General features: G+C 65.8%; 19 protein-coding genes. 13 read left to right on the forward strand and 6 right to left on the reverse strand.

Going from position 1 to position 21,616, the window contains the following annotated elements; genetic code table 11:
* Nucleotides 1-72: 72 nt before the first annotated feature.
* Genes ACLBYA_RS08920 through mutM form a run of 3 tightly spaced genes read left to right on the forward strand, consistent with a single transcriptional unit; the run spans nt 73 to nt 2,189 of the window.
* The gene (locus ACLBYA_RS08920; RefSeq protein WP_447709012.1) at nt 73-627 is read left to right on the forward strand and encodes a YceD family protein; all 555 of its coding nucleotides are present in this window, start codon (nt 73-75) and stop codon (nt 625-627) included.
* Nucleotides 617-1,336 carry a ribonuclease III gene (gene rnc, locus ACLBYA_RS08925; RefSeq protein WP_447709013.1) on the forward strand — a complete coding sequence of 240 codons (720 nt, stop codon included), beginning with the start codon at nt 617-619 and terminating at the stop codon, nt 1,334-1,336. Before ACLBYA_RS08920 ends, rnc begins: the two co-directional genes overlap by 11 nt.
* Complete coding sequence (gene mutM / locus ACLBYA_RS08930) at nt 1,320-2,189, forward strand: bifunctional DNA-formamidopyrimidine glycosylase/DNA-(apurinic or apyrimidinic site) lyase (protein WP_447709014.1); 870 nt, start codon at nt 1,320-1,322, stop codon at nt 2,187-2,189. The genes rnc and mutM overlap by 17 nt, the downstream gene beginning before the upstream one ends.
* Here mutM and ACLBYA_RS08935 read toward each other — a convergent pair.
* Nucleotides 2,176-2,793 carry an Rv0361 family membrane protein gene (locus ACLBYA_RS08935; RefSeq protein WP_447709015.1) on the reverse strand — a complete coding sequence of 206 codons (618 nt, stop codon included), beginning with the start codon at nt 2,791-2,793 and terminating at the stop codon, nt 2,176-2,178. The genes mutM and ACLBYA_RS08935 overlap by 14 nt on opposite strands.
* A 118-nt stretch (nt 2,794-2,911) precedes the next feature.
* On the opposite strand from ACLBYA_RS08935, the gene ACLBYA_RS08940 reads away from it, so the two are divergent.
* From ACLBYA_RS08940 to ACLBYA_RS08955, 4 genes are all read left to right on the forward strand, one after another.
* Complete coding sequence (locus tag ACLBYA_RS08940; RefSeq protein ID WP_447709016.1) at nt 2,912-3,328, forward strand: OsmC family protein; 417 nt, start codon at nt 2,912-2,914, stop codon at nt 3,326-3,328.
* The gene (locus ACLBYA_RS08945; protein ID WP_447709017.1) at nt 3,312-3,596 is read left to right on the forward strand and encodes an acylphosphatase; all 285 of its coding nucleotides are present in this window, start codon (nt 3,312-3,314) and stop codon (nt 3,594-3,596) included. Before ACLBYA_RS08940 ends, ACLBYA_RS08945 begins: the two co-directional genes overlap by 17 nt.
* A 26-nt stretch (nt 3,597-3,622) precedes the next feature.
* Complete coding sequence (gene smc / locus ACLBYA_RS08950; protein ID WP_447709018.1) at nt 3,623-7,210, forward strand: chromosome segregation protein SMC; 3,588 nt, start codon at nt 3,623-3,625, stop codon at nt 7,208-7,210.
* A 61-nt stretch (nt 7,211-7,271) separates the two neighbouring features.
* Nucleotides 7,272-7,979: a hypothetical protein gene (locus ACLBYA_RS08955; RefSeq protein WP_447709019.1), complete on the forward strand. Its 708-nt coding sequence runs from the start codon at nt 7,272-7,274 to the stop codon at nt 7,977-7,979.
* Between the two features lie 66 nt (nt 7,980-8,045).
* Here ACLBYA_RS08955 and ACLBYA_RS08960 read toward each other — a convergent pair whose 3' ends face one another.
* The 3 genes from ACLBYA_RS08960 to ACLBYA_RS08970 all read right to left on the reverse strand — a co-directional run bounded on the left by ACLBYA_RS08960 (nt 8,046) and on the right by ACLBYA_RS08970 (nt 14,716).
* Nucleotides 8,046-8,987, reverse strand: a complete 942-nt coding sequence (locus ACLBYA_RS08960) for a secretion protein EccK (protein ID WP_447709020.1) — start codon at nt 8,985-8,987, stop codon at nt 8,046-8,048.
* A gap of 1,388 nt (nt 8,988-10,375) precedes the next feature.
* A complete protein-coding gene (locus ACLBYA_RS08965; protein ID WP_447709021.1) occupies nt 10,376-11,500 on the reverse strand; it encodes a hypothetical protein in 1,125 nt (374 codons plus the stop codon).
* A gap of 987 nt (nt 11,501-12,487) precedes the next feature.
* On the reverse strand, nt 12,488-14,716 hold the full coding sequence (locus ACLBYA_RS08970) for a TPR repeat region-containing protein (RefSeq protein WP_447709022.1): 2,229 nt from the start codon (nt 14,714-14,716) through the stop codon (nt 12,488-12,490).
* A gap of 185 nt (nt 14,717-14,901) precedes the next feature.
* Between ACLBYA_RS08970 and ACLBYA_RS08975 the strand changes: the two genes are divergently transcribed.
* From ACLBYA_RS08975 to ACLBYA_RS08985, 3 genes are read left to right on the forward strand one after another with little or no spacing between them, the layout of a single operon-like run.
* A complete protein-coding gene (locus ACLBYA_RS08975; protein WP_447709085.1) occupies nt 14,902-15,561 on the forward strand; it encodes a hypothetical protein in 660 nt (219 codons plus the stop codon).
* Entirely contained in the window at nt 15,558-16,139 is a 582-nt protein-coding gene (locus ACLBYA_RS08980) for a cytochrome c oxidase subunit 3 (protein WP_447709023.1), read from the forward strand. The genes ACLBYA_RS08975 and ACLBYA_RS08980 overlap by 4 nt, the downstream gene beginning before the upstream one ends.
* A gap of 1 nt (nt 16,140) precedes the next feature.
* Entirely contained in the window at nt 16,141-16,410 is a 270-nt protein-coding gene (locus ACLBYA_RS08985) for a cytochrome C oxidase subunit IV family protein (RefSeq protein ID WP_447709024.1), read from the forward strand.
* On the opposite strand, the gene fni is transcribed toward ACLBYA_RS08985, so the two are convergent.
* Together fni and ACLBYA_RS08995 are read right to left on the reverse strand one after the other, a co-directional pair.
* A complete protein-coding gene (gene fni, locus ACLBYA_RS08990; protein WP_447709025.1) occupies nt 16,407-17,435 on the reverse strand; it encodes a type 2 isopentenyl-diphosphate Delta-isomerase in 1,029 nt (342 codons plus the stop codon). The genes ACLBYA_RS08985 and fni overlap by 4 nt on opposite strands.
* Nucleotides 17,432-18,220, reverse strand: coding sequence for a methyltransferase domain-containing protein (locus ACLBYA_RS08995; RefSeq protein WP_447709026.1), 789 nt, complete (start codon nt 18,218-18,220; stop codon nt 17,432-17,434). Before ACLBYA_RS08995 ends, fni begins: the two co-directional genes overlap by 4 nt.
* 53 nt (nt 18,221-18,273) lie before the next feature.
* On the opposite strand from ACLBYA_RS08995, the gene ftsY reads away from it, so the two are divergent.
* From ftsY to ACLBYA_RS09010, 3 genes are all read left to right on the forward strand, one after another.
* On the forward strand, nt 18,274-19,671 hold the full coding sequence (ftsY, locus tag ACLBYA_RS09000) for a signal recognition particle-docking protein FtsY (protein WP_447709027.1): 1,398 nt from the start codon (nt 18,274-18,276) through the stop codon (nt 19,669-19,671).
* 171 nt (nt 19,672-19,842) lie between these two features.
* Entirely contained in the window at nt 19,843-21,192 is a 1,350-nt protein-coding gene (locus tag ACLBYA_RS09005; RefSeq protein ID WP_447709086.1) for an ammonium transporter, read from the forward strand.
* Between the two features lie 40 nt (nt 21,193-21,232).
* The gene (locus tag ACLBYA_RS09010) at nt 21,233-21,571 is read left to right on the forward strand and encodes a P-II family nitrogen regulator (protein ID WP_030133509.1); all 339 of its coding nucleotides are present in this window, start codon (nt 21,233-21,235) and stop codon (nt 21,569-21,571) included.
* Nucleotides 21,572-21,616: the final 45 nt, after the last annotated feature.

The raw sequence follows: 21,616 nt of genomic DNA on the forward strand, positions 1-21,616 counted from the left end.
CCAGACTTAAAATCTCGCTGATCCGGTGTCGGGTGCCGGTCAGTGGTATGGCCGTCAAAGTAGAATCGACGGATGGCCGCCAAGAATCCGCTCGCGATCGACATCTCGCGTCTGGGCCGTCGGCCGGGTTCACTGATGGAGGTGCGCGAGACGGTGCCGTCACCGTCGCGCATCGGCCTGGACCTGATCCGCGTCGAGCAGGGCGCCTCGCTGGATCTGGACCTGCGCATCGAATCGGTATCCGAGGGTGCCCTGGTCACCGGCACGGTCTCCGCACCGACCACCGGTGAGTGTGTGCGCTGCCTCGAGCCGATCACCGGCGATGTGACCATCGACCTGACCGAACTGTTCGCCTATCCGGGCAGCACCACCGAGGAGACCACCGAGGAGGACGAGATCGGCCACGTCGTCGACGACCGGGTGGACATCGAACAAGCCATCGTCGACGCCGTCGGACTGGTGCTGCCGTTCACCCCGGTGTGCCGGGAGGATTGCGCCGGGCTGTGCCCGGACTGCGGGATCGTGCTGGCCCAGGCCGAGCCGGGGCATCAGCACGACAAGATCGATCCGCGCTGGGCCAAACTCGCCGCACTGCGCGACGAGGTGGGAGGCTCCAGTGACAACTGAACACGAGGCGCTGATCGAGGCGCTGGGTGTCGAGCTGTCCGCAGAACTGTTGACCATCGCACTGACGCATCGCAGCTATTCCTACGAGAACGGCGGGCTGCCCACCAACGAGCGGCTGGAGTTCCTCGGCGACGCGGTGCTGGGGCTGACCATCACCGAGGAGCTCTATCACCGCCACCCCGACCGTGCCGAGGGTGATCTGGCCAAACTGCGGGCCAGCATCGTCAACACCCAGGCGCTGGCCGACGTCGGGCGCAAGCTCCGTCTGGGGCAGCACCTGCTGCTGGGCAAGGGGGAGGAGAGCTCGGGCGGGGCGGACAAATCCAGCATCCTGGCCGACGGCGTCGAATCCCTCTTGGGCGCAATCTATCTGGAGCGCGGCAACATGATCGCGCGGGAGGCCATCCTGCGCCTGTTCGCCGAGTTGCTCGATACCGCGCCGACACTGGGCGCCGGACTGGACTGGAAGTCGAGTCTGCAGGAGCTCGCCGTGGCGCGCGGGCTCGGGCCGCCCGCCTACACGGTGACCGCGCAGGGGCCCGACCACGACAAGGAATTCACCGCGGTGGTCACCGTCGCCGAACGCGAATACGGGCGCGGCACCGGACGGACCAAGAAAGAGGCCGAGCTCAAGGCCGCCGCGGCGGCGTGGAGCACCCTCGACGCCGCGGGCACCGACGAGACGACCGACGGTGCCGGAGCTTCCTGAGGTCGAGGTGGTGCGTCGCGGCTTGGACGCACACGTACTCGGCCGGACCATCGCCGATGTGCAGGTGCTGCATCCGCGCGCCGCGCGCCGGCACCTGGCCGGTTCGCTCGACCTCACCGCGCGACTGCGCGGTACCGAGATCACCGGCACCGGACGGCGCGGCAAGTATCTGTGGCTCACACTGAGCAGCGGCGAGGCCATCGTCGTGCACCTGGGGATGAGCGGGCAGATGCTCATCGGGGAGGTGCCCAACCCGTCGCACCTGCGGATCGCCACGACGTTCACCGACGGCACCTCGATGAATTTTGTCGACCAGCGCACCTTCGGTGGCTGGATGCTGGCGGATCTGGTGACCATCGACGGCACCGACCTGCCCGAGCCGGTCGCGCATATCGCCCGTGACCCGCTGGACCCGGCGTTCGACCGGGATGGTGTCGTCACGGTGTTGCGGGGCAAGCATTCCGAGATCAAGCGCCAGTTGTTGGATCAGACGGTGGTGTCCGGAATCGGCAACATCTACGCCGACGAGGCGCTGTGGCGGGCGAAGGTCAACGGCGCGCGACTGGCGTCGGCGTTGACCCGCAAGCAGCTGGCCGGGGTGCTCGACGCCGCGGCCGAGGTGATGACCGGGGCGCTCGGCCAGGGTGGCACGTCCTTCGACTCGCTGTATGTCAATGTCAACGGTGAGTCCGGCTACTTCGATCGGTCGCTGGAGGCCTACGGGCGGGTCGACGAACCGTGCCGACGCTGCGGCGCACCCATGCAGCGGGACAAGTTCATGAACCGGTCGTCTTTTTACTGCCCGAAATGTCAACCGCGGCCGCGGATTCGGCGCACCGCTATCTCTGGCTGAACTCCACCGCGGCGGACATGCAGACCTTCCACTTGCCGTTCTCCTTGCGGAAGTATGCGGTCTCGAACGGTCCGTTGGCGCCCATGTTCGCCGAGGCGACATCGCCCTTGACCTTGATATCGGTCGCCGACAGGTCGGTCGTCGGTGCGGTCTGGGGCACCTCGATGCCCTCCAGGATCTGACCGAGTTCGCCGAGGGCACTGAACATTCCGGCCTCGGCGGCGCAGAAGTACTGACCGAGGTCGGAGAACTTGCCGGTGCTGCCGGCCGCACTGAAGTCCTGGACCAGCTGTTGGATCTCGGCCTCGTCGCCGGAGGCCAGGATGTCGTCGCTGTTGCGGAGCAGGAAGACCCCGCCGATCACCAGGGCCGCGACGACCAGGATGGTGGTGACACCGCCCAGGATCCACCAGGTGGTGTTGTTCTTGCGGGGCGGTTGCGGCGGATACGGGTAGCCCGGGGGCGGGAATCCGTAGCCGTAGGGCTGCTGTTGTGCAGGGGGTGCAACGTCATAGGCCGGGTACTCGTACGCCTGCTGCGGGGGTTGCTGCCGCGGGTCCCACGGACCCGGCGGTCCCGGTTGCTGCGGCGGGTAGTACGTCACTGAAAGGCTCCTCGACTGGTGTCTTTCAACACTAACGCGCCTGGCAACCACCAGCGCGTCCGTACACTCGCCCGCGGACGCCAGTCTTTAACTCGGATATCAGGAGGCCAGTCACACGATGACCGAACTGTGGGTTGAGCGCACCGGAGTGCGCCGCTACACCGGACGCAGCTCGCGCGGCGCCGAGGTGCTGGTCGGCTCCGAAGATGTCGAGGGCGTGTTCACCCCCGGTGAGTTGCTGAAGATCGCGCTGGCCGCCTGCAGCGGGATGAGCAGCGACCATCCGCTGCGTACCCGCCTCGGCGACGACTACCCGGTGACCATCCGGGTGTCCGGGGTCGCCGACCGCGAGCAGGAGGTCTATCCGCACCTGGACGAGCGCCTGGAGGTCGACCTGTCCAGCCTCACCGAGGAAGAGCGGGTCCGGCTGCTCACCATCGTGCGGCGCTCCATCGACAAGGTCTGCACCGTGGGACGCACCCTCAAACAGGGCACCGAGGTGACCTTGAGCGTGACCGATGTCGGCCAGTCCTGACGTCCGGCTCAACGCCTGGGTACACGGCTACGTGCAGGGCGTCGGCTTCCGCTGGTGGACCCGGTCCCGGGCGCTGGAGCTGGGCCTGACCGGGTACGCGGCTAACAAGCCCGACGGCCGGGTACATGTCGTCGCGCAGGGACCGCGGGCCGATTGCGAGCGGCTGCTGGAGCTGCTGCAGTCCGGCACGACCCCGGGAACAGTCGATAACGTGGTGGCCGACTGGTCCGAGGTCGGCGACCCGATAGCGGGCTTCAACGAACGTTAACCCCCGCGACGGTAGGGTTTCACGTCATGCATCTCAAGAGTCTGACGCTGAAGGGCTTCAAGTCCTTCGCCGCGCCGACGACTCTGCGCTTCGAACCGGGCATCACCTGCGTCGTCGGGCCCAACGGATCGGGTAAATCCAACGTTGTCGACGCCCTGACCTGGGTGATGGGCGAGCAGGGCGCCAAGACGCTGCGCGGCGGCAAGATGGAGGACGTCATCTTCGCCGGCACCTCCTCGCGGGCGCCGCTGGGCCGTGCCGAGGTGACCCTGACCATCGACAACTCCGACAACGCGCTGCCCATCGAGTACTCCGAGGTGTCGATCACCCGCCGGATGTTCCGCGACGGTGCCGGCGAGTATGAGATCAACGGCAGCAGCTGCCGCCTGATGGACGTGCAGGAACTGCTGAGCGACTCCGGTATCGGCCGGGAGATGCACGTCATCGTCGGGCAGGGCAAGCTCTCGGAGATCCTGGAGTCCAGGCCCGAGGACCGTCGCGCCTTCATCGAAGAGGCTGCCGGTGTGCTCAAGCACCGCAAGCGCAAAGAGAAGGCGGTCCGCAAGCTCGACTCGATGCAGGCCAACCTGGCCAGGTTGACCGACCTGACCACTGAACTCCGTCGTCAGCTCAAACCGCTGGGCCGCCAAGCCGAGATGGCGCGTCGTGCGCAGACCATCCAGGCCGATCTGCGCGACGCCCGGCTGCGGCTGGCCGCCGACGATCTGCTGCGTCGCCAGACCGAGTTCAACGACACCAATCAGGCCGAGACCACGCTGCGCCGCGAGCATGACGAGGCGACCTCGCGGCTGGAGGTCGCCTCGGCCGAGCTTGCCGCGCACGAGTCGGCGGTGGGCGAGCTGACCGAACGCGCCGAAGCCGCCCAGCAGACCTGGTTCCGGTTGTCCGCGTTGGCCGAACGTGTCAGCGCGACGGTGCGGATCGCCACCGAGCGCACCCAGCTGCTCGACGTCGAACCCGAGACGTCGACGGGTCGTGACCCCGACGCGCTGGAGGCCGAGGCCGATCAGGTGGCTCAGCGGGAGCAGGAGTTGCTCGCCGAGTTGGAGGCCTCCCGGGAGACGCTGGAGTACGCCCGCGCCGAGTTGGCCGAGCGCGAGAACCTGGCCGCCGAGGCCGAGCGCGCGCACCGCGCCGCTGCCCGCGCCGAGGCCGACCGACGGGAGGGCCTGGCCAGGCTGTCCGGGCAGGTCGACACGCTGCGCGCCCGGGTCGAGTCCACCGATGACGGCATAGCCAAACTGGTGGCCCGCATCGAGGAGGCCGCTGCCCGGGTGCAGCACGCGCAGGCCGAGTTCGAGACGGTGCAGGCCCGGGTCGGGGAACTCGACGAGGGTGAGGTCGGGCTCGACGATCAGCATGACCGGTCGGTGACCGCGCTGCGACTGGCTGACGAGCGCGTCGCCGAACTGCAGGCCGCCGAGCGGGGCGCCGAGCGTTCGGCGGTGTCGTTGCAGGCCCGTATCGACGCGCTTTCGGTCGGTCTGGAACGCAAGGACGGCGCCGCCTGGCTGTCCGAGAATCATGTTGAGACAGGGCTTTTCGGCTCAGTTGCCAAGCTGGTCCGGGTGCGCCCGGGCTACGAAGTGGCGGTGGCCACCGTGCTGGGCCCGGCCGCTGATGCGCTGGCCGCGGACAATGTCGGCGCCGCCCGGGCCGCCGTCGCCGCGTTGAAGGAAGCCGACGGCGGTCGCGCGGCGATCCTGTTGGGGGACTGGCCGGTTAGTGATGGCCGCAATGGTGAGGTACTGCCCGACGGTGGTCAGTGGGCACTCGATCTGGTCGAGGCGCCCGATCGGTTACGTGGCGCGATCACCGCGCTGCTGTCCGGTGTGGTGGTGGTTTCGGACCTGGCTGCCGCACTGGATCTGGTGGCCGCGCGTCCGCATCTTCGGGTCGCCACCGCCGAGGGAGATCTGGTGGGCGCCGGCTGGGTCAGCGGTGGGTCGGATCGTAAGGTCTCCACACTGGAGATCGCCTCCGAAATCGACAAGGCCCGAACCGAACTCGCGACGGCCGAGCGTCAAGGCGGCGAGTTGGCCGCTGCGCTGGCCGGGGCCAAAGAGGAGCAGGCGGCCCGCCAAGATGCCGCCGAGCAGGCGCTGGCCGCGTTGAACGAATCCGACGCGGCGATCTCGTCGATCTACGAGCAGTTGGGCCGGTTGGGTCAGGAGTCGCGCAACGCCGACGCCGAATGGCAGCGGCTGATCAAACAGCGCGACGAGCTGGAGACCGGGCGTACCGCCACCGTCGAGGAGCTCACCGAACTCGAATCGCGACTGCACAACGCGCAGCAGACCCCGATGTTCGAGGTCGACGACACCGAGGACCGTCAGGAGTTCGCGCTGGCCGCGGAGACCGCGCGGGCCACCGAGGTGGAGGCCCGGCTGGCGGTGCGGACCGCCGAGGAGCGCGCGAATGCCGTTCGCGGGCGCGCGGATTCACTGCGGCGCTCGGCGGCCGCGGAGCGTGAGGCGCGGTTGCGCGCGGCCCGTGCCCGGGAGGCCCGCGAGCACGCCGCGACGGTGGCCGCTGCGGTGGCCGATTCCGGCCGGCTGGTGGCGGCACGGTTGGCCGCGGCGGTGTCGACGGCCTCGCGCACACGTGATCAGCTGGCCGTGGAACGTGGTGCCCGTGCCGAGGCGTTGAACCGGGCACGCGCCGAGGTCACCGAGCTGACGGCGTGGATCACCGCGCTGACCGATTCGCTGCACCGCGACGAGGTGGCCAAAGCCCAAGCGGCCCTGCGTATCGAGCAGCTGGAGCAACAGGCGCTGGAACAGTTCGGGCTGGCCGCCGCGGACCTGATCGCTGAGTACGGACCCGATGTGCCGCTGCCGCCCACCGATCTGGAGATGGCCGAATACGAGCAGGCCCGTGAGCGGGGTGAGCAGGTGACCGCGCCGGCGCCGATGCCGTTCGACCGCCCGACCCAGGAGCGACGGGCCAAGAAGGCCGAGCGCGAGCTGTCCGAGCTGGGACGGGTGAACCCGCTGGCGCTGGAGGAATTCGCCGCGCTGGAGGAGCGCTACAACTTCCTGTCCACGCAGCTGGAGGACGTGAAGGCGGCGCGCAAGGACCTGATGGATGTCATCGCCGATGTCGATGAACGGATTCTTCGGGTGTTCGCCGAGGCGTATGAGGATGTGGAGCGCGAATTCACGCAGGTGTTCGCGTCGCTGTTCCCCGGCGGAGAAGGTCGGTTGCTGTTGACCAATCCGGATGATCTGCTCACCACCGGTATCGAGGTGGAGGCGCGGCCGCCGGGTAAGAAGGTCAAGCGGCTGTCGCTGCTGTCCGGTGGCGAGAAGTCACTGACCGCGGTGGCGATGTTGGTGGCGATCTTCCGGGCCAGGCCGTCGCCGTTCTACATCATGGACGAGGTCGAGGCGGCGCTGGACGACGTTAACCTGCGCCGATTGCTGGGGCTGTTCGAGCAGCTGCGTGAGAAGTCGCAGCTGATCGTCATCACGCACCAGAAGCCGACCATGGAGATTGCCGATGCGTTGTATGGCGTCACCATGCAGGGTGATGGCATCACGCAGGTTATTTCGCAGCGCATGCGTGGTCAGGACCTGGTCGGGGCCGGCTAGATTTTGGTGCGGTTCGGGGGCGCCGCGCTCCGGTAGGGTTTTTGGGGTTGGAGGGGGCCCGATGACGCTTGAACCGTTGAAGGTGGACGCCGAACTGCTCAAGGCGGCGGGGGAGCGGTTGCTGAGTGCCGCGCAGGGCTTGCCAGATGCGCCGGAGCCGTTCACCCCGTCGTACGGATCCGATGCGCTGTCGCAGGCGTTGGCCGCCGATGTACCCAAGGCCGAGGCACCCATCATCGAGGGGTTGCCGCCGCTGAAGGCCGCGGCGATCGGGACCGCGGAGTCGGTGATCGAGGCGGCGCAGCGATACGCGACGGCCGACGCGAAGCTCAAGGAGACGATCGAAGGACAGGCTTCGCAGCTGCCGTCTGCCGGCGGTTCTTCGGGTGGCGGAGGTGCTTCTGGCGCGGCTGTTTCCGGTGGTGCTGCGAGCGCTGCGGTGCCGGCGGCAGCATCGACGGCTTCTTCGGCTGCTGGCGGCATCGGTGGCCAGATGGGCGGGATGCTCGGTATGCCGATGCAGATGGCACAGCAGGCCGGGCAGATTCCGCAGCAGGTCGCGGGGATGGCCGGATCATTGCCGCAGTCGATGATGCAGGGCGCGCAGCAGGTCGGTGAGCAGGTGCAGCAGATCGTCGAGCAGTTCTCGACGGAACCGCCGTCCGAGGAGAAGGACGAAGAGCGTTCAGTTGCCGACGGTATCGGCGAACGCGCCCCGGTGGAGCGGCCCGAGTCACGCTCGCAAAGCGATCCCACCGTCAACCTGTAGCGGCGGGCGGTCGCGCGCCGAATTTGGGGCGACAATGCCCCTGCAGAAGCGGTACTACCCGTAGTACTACGTGGCCATCGCGGATATGGCGTCCGAGGTCAGCACGCTGACGTGTTGCCAGTAGATCCAATCGGTGATCGCGGCCCGCTGAACGTCGGGATCCAGCGCCGTGTGGGCGCGGTGGAGCGCGACTGCCTGGAGGTAGTTGGCGTAATTGACCATGGCTTTGAGGTGGGCGCCGGCGCGGTCGGGGTTCGCCGACAGCAGCGGTTTGCAGACTTCGAGCAGCAGGTTGATGCGGTTGCCTGGCGGCGGGGTGTTGTCGGCCGGTGCCGGCGGCAGGAGTTCGGCCAGTCCGGTGGGGCCGATGGTCGCGAGTTTGGCGGCGACGTCGGGAGCGATGACTTCAAGTTTGTTGCGGCCCTGCATTTTTCCGTTGTCGGGCATGTCCTCGGGGGTGAGGATGTCGCGGGCGGCGCCGAGGTCGAACCCTTTGAGGTTTTCTTCGGTGCCGCAGACGGCTTGCAGGGTGGCGTTGTGGTGGCGGGCCCATTCTTGGACGGCCAGCAGCGGGTAGGTGGCCCAGGTGCCGCGGACTTGGGCGGGGATGGATTCGTCGGCGGTGACCATCTTGACCTGTGGGGGCATGAAGACGTGGTCGGGGATGTAGGCCAGGCCGTAGTTGTTGGCGGCCAGGATGTGGCCGTCGGTTGTGGTCGCGGTGATCCAGAACAGGCTTGGGTCGGTGATGCCGACGTTGAGCGCGGCGGCGATGTGGCGGGCGAGTTGGCGGGGGTTGTTGCCTTTGCGGCGCAGAGCGCCGGCGGTGGCTGCGGCGGCGATGGCGTCGCGCTCGGCGCGGGCGGCCGAGATGGGGACCGGTGCGGCCGCGGCGCCGGCGGCACCTTGGTTGGTGGATGCGGGAGCGACGCCGGGGCCGAGCGGTCCGGCGCCGGTGGGGGCCACGGGTGCGGCTGGGGCCGGGGTGGCCGGGGGCGCCAGGGGCATGGAGGGTGCCGCGGTCGGGGGTGCTGAGAGTCCGGCGGCCGGGGCGCTGGGGGCGGCGGGACCGCTGGTGTGATTGACCGCGGCGGCCGGGGAAGTGGAGCTTGAGGTGTCCGGTGCTTGGTAGACCGGTGGGGGCGGCGCGGCCGCCGGTGAGGGTGAGCTGAGTGGGGATTGTGTCAGTGGGGCCGAGGTGTTGCCGGCGGCTTTGGTGACGTCGCTGAACCCCTTCTGGAAGTCCTGTTGTGGGGTGTTGACCGGGGCCGCACCGGAGTTCGTGTTCGGGCCGGCAGAGGCAGCGGGGGACTGCGAGCCACCACCAGAGGCGCCGCCGCCGGACAGGCCGCCGCCGCCGGAGCTGGAGCCGCCACCGCTGGAGCCGAGGCTGGGGGCGCCAGGGGAACCGCCTTTGGGACCGGCCGAGATGGGATTGGCTGGTTGGCCGGGGAGCGTCGAGCTGGGGCTGACAGGATTTGCACCAGTTCCACCGCTGTGCGCTGGAGGTGGTGGAGCTTGAAGTCCCGGCGTTTGATTCGACACGGTTTGGATTGGTGGCGTAGCGGCAGGGCCGGGTTGGGCTGGCGAAACTGGCGGCGCGTTAGGGACGGGCGCTTGGTTTGTAACAGTTTCTGCTGGTTCGGACGCCGGCTGTTGGGGTTCGGTGACAGTCGACGGCGGTGCAGCTGCCTTAGGTGATGGATCGGCACTTACTTGTTGCTCACGCAATAGGGTGGGCGCCTGATTCGTCACTGTCTGCGGATGATCCATTGGTTTGGGAGCGGCCGTCGAATTGACGAAGTTAGATTGAGACTGGGGCGTCGACGGTGGTGCGTTCGTACCGGATGCTCGAAGCAGGCTTTCTAGCGATTTCGCGAGGTCGCGTTGCGACAACGTCCAGTCTGCTAGCGCAGCAGACTTGGCAGCAGCAGAAACGTCAGCGACGTTCGCTTCGCGCGTAGCGTCGATTAGTTTGGCAATCCTATCCGACCGAACTTCAGGCTTAAGGCTGGCTGCTTCGAGCGCAGCGATCTCTGCTTGGCAGGCAGCAACTCGAGTGTGAATCGCAACTTTGGTATTCAATATGACGGTAAACAGATTCTGCATCCACGTCACAATCCGAACAAGAGCAGCCTGCTTGTTTATCATCACGTCGATCGACTGTTGGGCTGCCGCAGTTCCTGCAGCAGCGCCGCTACCTGCCCAGATCGAGCCTGATCCGATTTCGGTCTGCTCATGGAGCCATGACTCAAGACTGGTGGTGAGTTGATGTAGGACATCGATGAGTTCGACAGCGCGGTTCAGAAACTCAGTTTCGTCGACATCGGGCCAGCCGCCATTCGCCAGCATTTCTTCCGCATATTTGCCTGCCGGCCTACCAATGCCCATTGCAATTAGCTACCTACAGCCGCGCATGCGTTGAAAGGAACAAAACCGGATGACGATGCAGCACCCGACAGGTAGCTGTCAGCCGGTTCATAGGTAGGTATCGCGTTGACAAACGCTCGCCAATATGACGCCGATAGGACGGCGAGGTCCTCGAAGGTCTGATCGCCGCTAACCCGGCCGGTGGATTCGAGATCATCAGCGTACTCAGACATAAGTTTACCCATGCGTTCCATGGATGATCGTTGTTCGGCAGTCCAATTGCTCGCCGGGATGTTTGGGTCCAGATTGACCCATGGCGTGGCATTCTTCTCAAATTCGAGTTGCAGATCCGCCCATCTACTGCACTCGTCGTTTGGGCCAGAAGCCATGAACAAAGGCGGGTTGTCGATATCAGTTGTAGGTGATTTGTTAGATGGTTCTCCAACGGGGGCGGAAAGTGGTGCACGAGCGGCAGCTGAGCCTTGGTCGATCGCTGCGCAGATTGAGATCAAAGTGTTGGCGGTCGCGTTCGCGACTTTGGCCAATTCATTATCTTTCTCTGTGTAGCTGGGTACGGCTGCTGCGTACGCTCGCCAGTACGCGATCGATTGTTCATAAAGTTCGCGCATAACTCGATGAGGAGTCATTTTGGCAAGAGCGATGGTTTGATCTGCAGCGATTGACATCGCTTCTGCCACCGCTTTATGAATGGCGGATTGGTCGCTGGTCCAATCTTCAGCGGGAATCGTGATGTCACGATCCTTCCAGCCTTGATCTTGTTGATTAGATAGCGTGGTCGATATAGGGCGCCACGGCGCGCACGTGGGGTCCTCGGTGATGATCGAAACTGGACCAGTATCGTTTGTGCTTGCGATATCACCGGTCGCGGGCGGAGTCCCATTGGCGGTGTGCGTCGGTCCATTCTCGCCGTCACGCGTAACTAAGAGCGTCGCACCGACTGAGATCGCTATCACCAGCAACACTGCAACGCCGATCAGCAACCATTTGAGGACGTTGCTCTTTGGCGGCGTCGGCGGCGGCCCCCACCCCGGTTGTTGCGGTGACCACTGTCCAGGCCCATACGGCGGTTGACCTTGGCCGTATGGGGGCTGCGGCGGTCCCCAGTTGCCCGGCGGCGGAGGATTCGTCACTGGCGCCACCTCTGAGAATTGCGCGCCGTCACCAACCCACCCCCATCGTCGTCGAACATCAACAGTCTGATGCTAGCCACGCTGGCCCGTCTGCCAGTTTAAGTGAGCTGACAACGCACCCTGCGCACTTCTTTCACCGTGCCGTCGCAGCTGGTGTTGGGCTGAACGGACCACTCGCTGTCTCTCACTGTGGTGTGGTTTCGGCTGGCCACCCCGGTGTTGCCGGCGAGGTGGGGAAATCAGATCGGGGATAGGAATTCCCGGGACGGAAATCGCGGTCTGCTGGGGGGCGGTCCGCCCGTGCTTCACACTCGACTTGGTCTTCTGATTCGTTGGCCCATTCAGCCAGCGCGAAGTGCCCCCCTTGGAAGTTGCCGATATGCCAGCCCCCGAACACGTTCGTTGACGGAGTGCGTGCTGGGCCTTGTTGGGGTGGACGGGTCTCGGCGTTCTCGGGTGAAACCAATTCGATTCGGAATGCACGGATGCCCGCGCCTGGCCCTACACCCCCGACGTTTGCGTGATAGTCGCCATCCTCCTCGGCTGCGGTGCCGTACATGTAGGCACAGGCAACAGCTTCTGCGTTTCGGCCGGATTGATCGATCCGGAGTATGTGGTGTCGTAGCGTCCCGACCCATGTTTTAGGACGGTTGGGCGTAGGCCAGAGGTCTTCAGTGCCGGCTGGACCGTCGGAGCTGTTGGCATCCACGGATTGTGCGAATCCTGGATACAGATACTTTGTATCTTCAGTAAGAGCTGCCAAGTAATAGGATTCCATGTAGGCGCGCACGGGAACGGCGGGTCCATGGAGTAGATCGATGTCTGGCTCGGCTGTCCACACTACGGTGAAGTCGTTCAAAGCTTCTGGCCACCCGGCAGGTGCTGATTCTGTATGCGGCAGTTTTGCCTCGGGCGACTGGCAACCGGCGCCGATCATCATCGTCAGCATCAAAGTGCTAGCGATCAGACGTTTTTGGTGTCGTCGGTTCAACTCTCTCCGTCCGTCTTCGGGGCCGATTCGATGTCAGGATCTTGGGTGACGTTGTTGTACCGGTTTGTGTACACCTCGTCCGGGCCCTTCGCATTTGACACGGAAGTTTGCTCGCCGACTTGCCCATTCAGAGTGGTGGCGTAGATGTCGTCGGTTACGCCCGGTGGCCTGGTTAGACGTGGGTTCTCCGGGTCGGTGCGGTCAACCCAGCCTTCTGGTAGCGAGAGTGGATGCCCCGCAGCAAGCATCGAGTTGAGGATCTGCTCACTGGCTCGCGTCGTCGTCATATCTGGGAGTGGCCTATCCACAGGAGGAGGCGCGTTCTCGAATAGCTGTTGGCCGAAGACGAATCCTACTTGGCCGATTACGGGTCCGGCGACTATCCCGGCTCCGGGGATGGTGGAAGCGCCGGTGCTCAAGCCAGCGACGGCCGCGTCGAATCCGTTCTTCTTCCACTGAGTCTCGTTTACTGTCGCATCGTATCCATTTTGTTGAAAAGCTTGGAATGCTTCATGCGCGCCAACATCGACGAGGCCGCGCATTGTGGCCGCGGCGTACATGTGTGAATGCGCGTTTGGATCTTGGGGGTTCATGGCAAACGCAGTCTCGTGCTTGATCGCTTCCCGATATGCTGCCTCGTTGATCACGCCTGCGGCGTCTTCGTCTGTATTGAGGACGGCGAAGACGCCCTTCGCGTTGGGCATCAGACCGTCTTCGCGGTCGTCGTCCTTGTCGATCGTGAAGTTCGATGTGTCGCCGACCCCGGCCATGTCGTCCACAAACGGTACGAGCCCTTGTGCATACCGTTCGGTCAGTTCGGGGTTGAGTTGCCCTAGCGTCTGGCCGTCGATATTCATCAGCTCGGGCCTGTGCTCGCCCAGGTATGTGGCGTATCTGTCGGCGACTTCCGCGGCCATCTGTGACGGCTGACCATCGGGTCCAAGCTCACCGGTCCAACTGAACAGGTACCCCGCGGCCTTGCCGTCGTCTTCCCATTCTGTGGTGTTGATGTCGTGCAGGAAGTCATCGACATCGACGCCGTTGCGGCCCATGAGATGGTCATTGATGATCTGGTGGTCGTCATCGATGGCCTCGAGGATCGCTTGCGCCGTGGTCTTCCGATCGTCGTACGTGCCGTACTGGTCTGGCACATCCATGATCTTGTCCGCGGCGACGATGAGCTTCCGGTCGAGTTCGGTGCCCGTCTGGAGCTTCGGGTCTCCGTCCTTGACGATTCCGGCGATGTCGGTGATCTCCTTGCCGTACTGCAGCGTCGTGCCGTGGCCGCCGTAGTCGCCGGTCAGGCTGGACCCGGCGTTGTCGAGCGCATTCTGGACGCTGTCCGGCAACTGACTGGCCGACCCGGTCACCGGACCTTCGGCGCCCATCATTTCGACATCGTCGTTACTCATCAGCTGCCAGGAGTCGGCGAGGATGTTCTTGTTGTCGCCGAGCGCATCTCGTGCGTCCGTGAGCTCGTCGACGCTCATGCCCTTCTGCTGTTTTTGCATCTGAGTCAGGTAGGCATTCTGTTCCGGTGTCAGAGCGGTGCCCGGCTGGATGGAGTCGAGGACGTTGTTCACCCGCTCGGCCGATCCGGAGTCGCCGTCCTTGAGCGCCTCCTCAACGTCGCGAGCGGCTTGCTGCTCGATCGGTAGAGCGTGCGCCTCCTCATCGCCCAGCATCTGGGCATCGCTGTCCTGCTTCTCCTCTTTGTCGGTCCCGCCGAACTTCTGATCCTGCAACGCATCCCACTCGGTCCCGAGTTTGGTGATGTCACCGGCGACCCGGTTCAGCTCGGTGTTCGAGGTGTTGACGATGCCGGATAACTCCGACAGGCCGCGCGAGACGATGGGCAGCAGCAACTGCTCGCGGTTCTTACCCGGCGGCACCGAGGCGGCAGCATCGACGACCCACTGACGCAAGGTGTCGAGATTCTGTCGCCCCATCGTGACGACCTGCGCGGACTGGTTGACCTGGGCGGCCAGTCGCTTGTCCAGCGAGGCCAGTTCGCCGAGCACCCGGGCGTGTTCGGTATTGGCCGCGCCGTAGGCGTTGGCGGCCGTCCCTGTCCACGCCGATCCCGGCGCGGCGGTCTGCACCGTGGTCTGTAACTGCTGCAATTGGGCGCTCTGGTCGAACTGCGCACCGGTCTGTGGCACACCGGAACCGAAGGTCTGTCGGGCCTTGTCCCAGGTCGACAGAAACCCTTCGAGCGCACCCACCAGTCACTTCCTCCCCGTGAAACCATCCTCATCGTAGGCACGCATCGCACTCAGCAAATGCACCAATTTGGTTGCGGATGCAGGAAGCCAATATGGCAAAAGTGACAAAACTTACACCGCATACCGGTAGCGTCCAGGCAGTGGAGCTGACCCTGCAACGCATCGGCGCCTGGTGCGGAACCGTCATGATCCTTCTCTACGGCGCCAGCTTCTCCGGCATCGCCCAACTGTTCCCGCCGCTGTCACCGGCCGCCTCGGCCGACGAGATCGCCGCCTTCTTCGTCGACCACAAGCTGTGGATCCGCTTCGGCGTCTCCGGCGCACTACTCAGCGCCGTCCTCGCACTCCCATTCCTGGCCGCGATCATCCTGCGCATCCGCCGCGTCGAGGGCCGCTTCGGCATGCTGTCGATGACCCAACTCATGGCCGCCACCGTCTTCGTCCCGGCCCTGCTGTTCCCGCAGTTCTTCCTCGGCGTCGCCGCCTACCGCCCCGAAGAACGCTCGGCCGAACTGACCCAGGCCCTCAACGACGTCTTCTGGCTGTGGTTCATCGGCATCGTCGGCACCATCATCATCCAGAATCTGACGTTGGCCGGCGCGGCCTTCATGGACAAAACCGACCCGCCGACTTTCCCGCGCTGGTACGGCTACCTCAACCTCTGGGTCGCCACGCTGTCGCTACCCGGGTGCGTCGTGGTCGTCTTCAATGACGGGCCACTGGCCTGGGACGGCATCTTCGCCTTCTACATCCCGGGCCTGGTCCTGGTGGTGTGGCTGTTCTCGACCACCGCGGTGATGCTGAACTCCATCAAGGCGGAACAACAAGCCCTCGTCGCCGCGTGACCGCCACCAAAGCGCCGCCCATCCACAAAAAGATCCCGGGCGAAAGCGGCACCTGGGTCTTCCTTTTCGGCGACATGCTCGTTTTCGGCGCTTTCTTCGTCACCTTCCTCGTCGAACGCGCGAAGGCCCCCGAGGTGTTCGACGACGCCCGCACGACTCTGCACATCGGCGTAGGCGTCATCAATACCCTTGTGCTGCTCAGCAGTTCGCTATGTGTGGTGCTCGCCCTCAACGCCATGCGCGCCGGCCACCGCGCACTCGCCACCAAGGCCACGGCGACCGCGATGGCCTTCGGGGTGCTGTTCATCGCACTCAAGGTCTACGAATACATCTCACTGGGTACCGCCGGGCACGGCCCCGGCGCCAACGACTTCTACCTCTACTACTTCATTCTCACCGGACTGCACCTGTTCCACGTCTGCCTCGGCCTCGGCGCGCTGACCTTCGTGCTCACCCAAACCAGAAGAACCGAACTCAGCGACACCCGCACCGCACTGGTCGAGGGCGCCGCCTGCTTCTGGCACCTGGTCGACCTGCTGTGGATCTTCCTGTTCGCCCTCCTGTACCTGGTGAGCTGAGATGACCGCCCTGAATCTGCTGCGCAACCGCGCCGGCGCCAGCTGGCTGTTCCTGGTCGCCGCCACGGTGCTGTCCTGGGCCGTCGGCGCCGAACACGGCACCGGCTCGCTGATCGCCGTCGTCGTGCTCGGCATCGCCGCCATCAAGGTGCGCCTCGTCGGTCTGGACTTCATGGAACTGCGGCACGCCCCGCTGCCGCTACGCGCGGCGTTCGAGACCTACTGCGTGGGCATGTGGGCGCTGCTGTCCGCGCTGTACCTGTGGCTTTAGATAGCGTCGACGCCGACGGCGCGTAACGCCGCCAGATCAGCGGCCCCGCACCCGTGCAGACACACCCGCAACTCCGCGATGAACCTGCCCAGCCATTCCTCGACGGCCGCCGTCGACTCGATGGCCGGCACCAGCAGGGGATGGGCGACGGCCACCACATCGGCGCCCAGCGCGATCGCCTTGGCCGCGTCCATGCCGGTGCGAATGCCGCCGGAGGCCACCAGCGGCGTCGTCGGCAGCGCCGAACGCACCTCGACCAGGGCCTGCGCCGTCGGGATGCCCCACTCGGCCAGTCCCAGGTCATCGATGGTGCCGTAGCGCACGAACTGCTCCACCCGCGCCCACGACGTGCCGCCCGCACCGGCCACATCGACCGCGGCCACCCCGAGACCGGCCAGCGACCGGGCTGCGGCCGCCCCGATCCCGTGGCCGACCTCCTTGAGCAGCACCGGATAGCCGATCGCATCGACCACCTCGCGCAGCCGAGTCAGCGAGCCGGCGAAGTCGGTGTCACCATCGTGTTGCACCGCCTCCTGCAACGGATTCGTATGCACCGCAAGGGCATCCGCACCCACACCATCCAGCGCGCGGCGTAGTTCGGGCACCATCTCCAGGCTCAGCTGAGCCAGCCCGATATTGCCGATCACCAACACGTCCGGGGCGACTTCGCGGACGTGGAAACTGGGTACCGAGTCCTCGCCGAGCATGATGCGCTGCGAACCCAGCATCATCCCGATACCGAGCGATTGCGCCGCGGCCGCCAGGTGCCGGTTGATCGTCCCGGACAACTCGGAGCCACCCGTCATCGCCCCGATCAGCACCGGCGCCCGCAGCCACTTGCCCAGGAACTTCACGCCGAGGTCGATCCGGGTCAGATCCGTCTGCGTCAAACAGTTGTAGGGCAAGCGGTAGCGCTCCAGCCCGGTGGTCACTGTCTGGTACTGCACGGCCTCGGACAGGCACACGTCGATGTGTCGACGTTTGCGGACCTGAATGCGGTCATCGAAGCCGGGGCCGATCGTCACCCGCACGAGACTGCCACACCCGTCCTCGGCAAGCGGGCTTCGATGAGATGCCGGCTGGAATGCGCGACGAAGCATCCGTCGGCCGCGATGCGCCGGTGCAGGTCGGCCAACCGGTCCCGGTACCGCTCAGCCGAGAAGTCCGGCACCCACCAGATCACCTTGCGTAACAGGTACACGACGGCGGCGATATCGAAGATCTCGATGCGGGTTCGGGCCGTCCGTAGGTCGACGACCTCCAATCCCGCGGCGCGCGCTGCGGCGGCCTCACCGTCGGGTTCGCGGTTGCGTCGGCTGTCAGGTAGCGGTCCCAGGAAGAATTCGATCAACTCGAACGCACTCGCCGGACCCACATGCTGGGCCAGGTAGCTGCCACCCGGCCGCAACACCCGGGCGATCTCGGCCCACGGCACCGTCGCGGGATGACGGCTGCTCACCAGATCGAACGCCGCCTCGGCGAACGGCAGCGTGTCCTCCGGCGCGGCCACCACCGTGACACCGTCGAGCAGTCGTGTCGCCGCCGCGACATTCGGCGGCCAGGCCTCGGTGGCCGCCAGCACCCGCGGCCGCGAACGAGCGGCGACCAGCGCCTCACCGAACACCTCGCCGCCGCCGGTCTGGATGTCCAGTGCGGCCGCGACGGTGCCGAGCCGCGACGCCAGCAGTCGCACATAACCCCACGGCGGTCGTTCCTCGGTGGCCCGCCCGTCGAGCCAGCCGAAATCCCAGCCGGTGACATCGGCGGACTCACCCTCGGCGATCAGCGCGTCGAACCTGCCCGAACCCACGGCACCAGTGTCCCGTGGCACCCGCGGACAACCGCCCCTGAGACAATGGCGGCGTGTCAGATGCCTTGTGGATCGCGCTTGCGGTCGTCGCTGTCCTGGTCGTCGTCGCACTGGTCGTCGGACTGGTGCGCTACCGCAAGCGGCGGATCACCCTGTCCGCCCCGGACACCACCACCCAGCTCGACAAGTCGGGCGGCTACAAGGCCTCGGCGGGCATCACGTTCAGCGGACCGAGCACCGCGCCACCGGCCGACAAGGTCGACCCGACCGGTCTGCCGGGTGTCGGCGACGACGCCGCCGTCCCGCGTGACGCCCCCAAGCGCACCATTGCCGACGTCAAACTGCCCGAGCCGCCGGTCGTCGAACCGCCGACCGTCGAGCCGAAGCCGGTCCTCGAACCGGAGCCGAAGCCAGAACCGAAGCCCGAGCCGACCCCGGAACCCGAACCGGCGCCCGTCCCTGAGCCGACCCCGGAACCCGAGCCTGAGCCCACACCGAAACCCGAGCCCGTACCGGTCGTCGAGGAGATCGCCCCCAGCGAGGGCCGCCTGGAACGCCTGCGCGGGCGCCTGGCCAAGTCGCAGAGCACCCTGGGCCGCGGCGTGCTGGGCCTGCTCGGCGGCGGTGACCTCGACGAAGACTCCTGGGAGGAAATCGAGGACACCCTGCTGATCGCCGACCTCGGCCCCGTGGTCACCCAGTCGATCCTGGCCTCACTGCGCTCCAAGATGGCCAGCGCCTCAGTACGCACCGAGGCCGATGCACGCGCCATCTTCAAAGAGGTGCTGATCGGCGAGCTGCGTCCCGAGCTGGACCGCTCCATCCGCGCCCTGCCCCACGCCGACAAGCCGTCGGTGCTGCTGGTCGTCGGTGTCAATGGCACCGGTAAGACCACCACGGTCGGCAAGCTGGCCCGGGTGCTGGTCGCCGACGGCCGCCGCGTCGTGCTGGGGGCCGCCGACACCTTCCGCGCCGCCGCCGGCGATCAGCTGCAGGCCTGGGCGTCGCGGGTGGGCGCCGACGTGGTCCGCGGGCCGGAGGGGGCCGACCCCGCCTCGGTGGCCTTCGACGCCGTCGACAAGGGCATCGAAACCGGCGCGGACGTCGTCGTCGTCGACACCGCCGGTCGGCTGCACACCAAGACCGGCCTGATGGACGAACTCGGCAAGGTCAAACGTGTCGTCGAGAAGCGGTCCAAGGTCGACGAGGTGCTCCTGGTGCTCGACGCCACCATCGGCCAGAACAGCCTGCCGCAAGCCAAGGTGTTCGCCGAGGTCGTCGACATCACCGGGGTGGTGCTGACCAAGCTGGACGGGACGGCCAAGGGCGGCATCGTGTTCCGCGTACAGCAGGAACTCGGGGTGCCGGTGAAACTCGTCGGACTGGGTGAGGGGCCCGACGATCTGGCGCCTTTTGAGCCCGCCGCGTTCGTCGATGCGCTCCTCGGGTAGCACACTTCGCAACGGGGAAACACAGGTGTAACAGACAATGGGAATCCGTTCACGCCGAAGAAACATCTGTGAACCACAGATGAAACGAGGGCAAAAGAGTCTCTTCGGGAGGCCGATTCGTCGGCGAAATCCCGAGGAGGTTCAAACAAAGTGGTTCCCGGCTTGCTTGACGTGGCCTTGGCCATACCTGACGAAAACTTTCTGCCATTCGGCCCAGACGGGCTGAGTGCAGGCGACACGGCGTGGGTTCTCGCATCCGCCGCCCTGGTGCTGTTCATGACGCCGGGCCTGGCGTTCTTCTATGGCGGTCTGTCGCGGCAGAAGTCCGTGCTGAACATGATGATGATGTCGTTCGGATCGCTGGGCCTGGTCAGCGTCATCTACGTCCTGTGGGGCTACTCGATGTCGTTCTCGGCCGGCCACACCGGTGAGACGCCCGGCCTGTTCTTCGACAACCCGTTCGCGCTGTTCGGTGTCAACCAGCTTGCCGAGGCGCGCGAGATCAACGGCGTCGAGAGCTACGTCCTCGGCGGTTTCGGCACCGTGCCCGCCATCGTCTGGGTCGCCTTCCAGCTGACCTTCGCCGTCATCACCGTCGCCCTGATCAGCGGTGCGGTGGCCGAGCGGATGAAGTTCGGAACCTGGCTGGTGTTCGGCGGCCTGTGGGTCACCTTCGTGTACTTCCCGCTGTCGCACATGGTTTGGGGCGGCGGCCTGCTGTCGGGCTCCGATATCGGCCTGGCGGCCAAGATGTTCGGTGTCGATGAGGAAGGTGCGGCCAACGTCGCGCCGATCGACTTCGCCGGTGGCACCGTGGTTCACATCAACGCCGGTATGGCCGCGCTGGTGCTCGCCATCCTCCTCGGCAAGCGCACCGGTTTCGGAAAGACCGCCTTCCGTCCGCACAACATCCCGTTCGTGATGCTGGGTGCGGCCATCCTGTGGTTCGGCTGGTTCGGCTTCAACGTCGGCTCTGAGGGCGCCGCCGACATGCTCGCCGGCCTGGTCTGGGTCAACACCACCGCCGCCACCGCCGCCGCCATGCTCGGCTGGTTGATCGTGGAGAAGTTCCGCGACGGCCATGCCACCAGCGTCGGTGCCGCCTCCGGTGTGGTCGCCGGTCTGGTCGCCATCACCCCCGCGTGTGGCAACCTGACCCCGATCTGGTCGCTGGTCGTCGGTGCGATCGCCGGCATCCTGGCTGCGCTGGCCATCGGCCTGAAGTACAAGTTCGGCTACGACGATTCGCTCGACGTCGTCGGCGTCCACCTGGTCGCCGGTCTGTGGGGCACGGTGTCGCTGGGCTTCTTCGCCACCGATGCGGGCCTGTTCGTCGGCGGCGGTTACGAGCAACTGGTCGTCCAGATTGTCATTGCCGTTGTCGCGCTGGTCTTCACCGCGGTGCTCACGACCATCATCGCCTTCGTGGTCAAGCCACTAGGCTGGCGGGTCAGCAAGGAAGATGAAGACACCGGTATCGACGAGACCGAGCACGCGGAAACCGCTTATGAACTCGCATGATCGGGAACAATTGACTTCAGTTCTGGAAGGAATCGACTAAATGAAGCTGATCACTGCGATCGTCAAGCCATTCACCCTCGAAGACGTCAAGACCGGCCTGGAGCAGACGGGCATCCTCGGTATGACCGTCAGTGAGGTGCAGGGCTACGGGCGCCAGAAGGGTCATACCGAGGTCTACCGCGGCGCGGAGTACTCGGTGGATTTCGTGCCCAAGGTGCGCGTCGAGGTCGTCGTCGACGACTCGGCCGTGGACAAGGTCGTGGACGTCATCGTCCAAGCGGCCCGCACCGGCAAGATCGGAGACGGCAAGGTGTGGGTGAGCCCCGTGGACACCGTTGTGCGCGTGCGTACCGGTGAGCGGGGAGTCGACGCACTCTGATCACACAGTGATGGAGGTCGTTTCCCGGCCGTGCAGTAGAAACGT

The organism is Mycobacterium sp. C31M, from assembly GCF_053345865.1.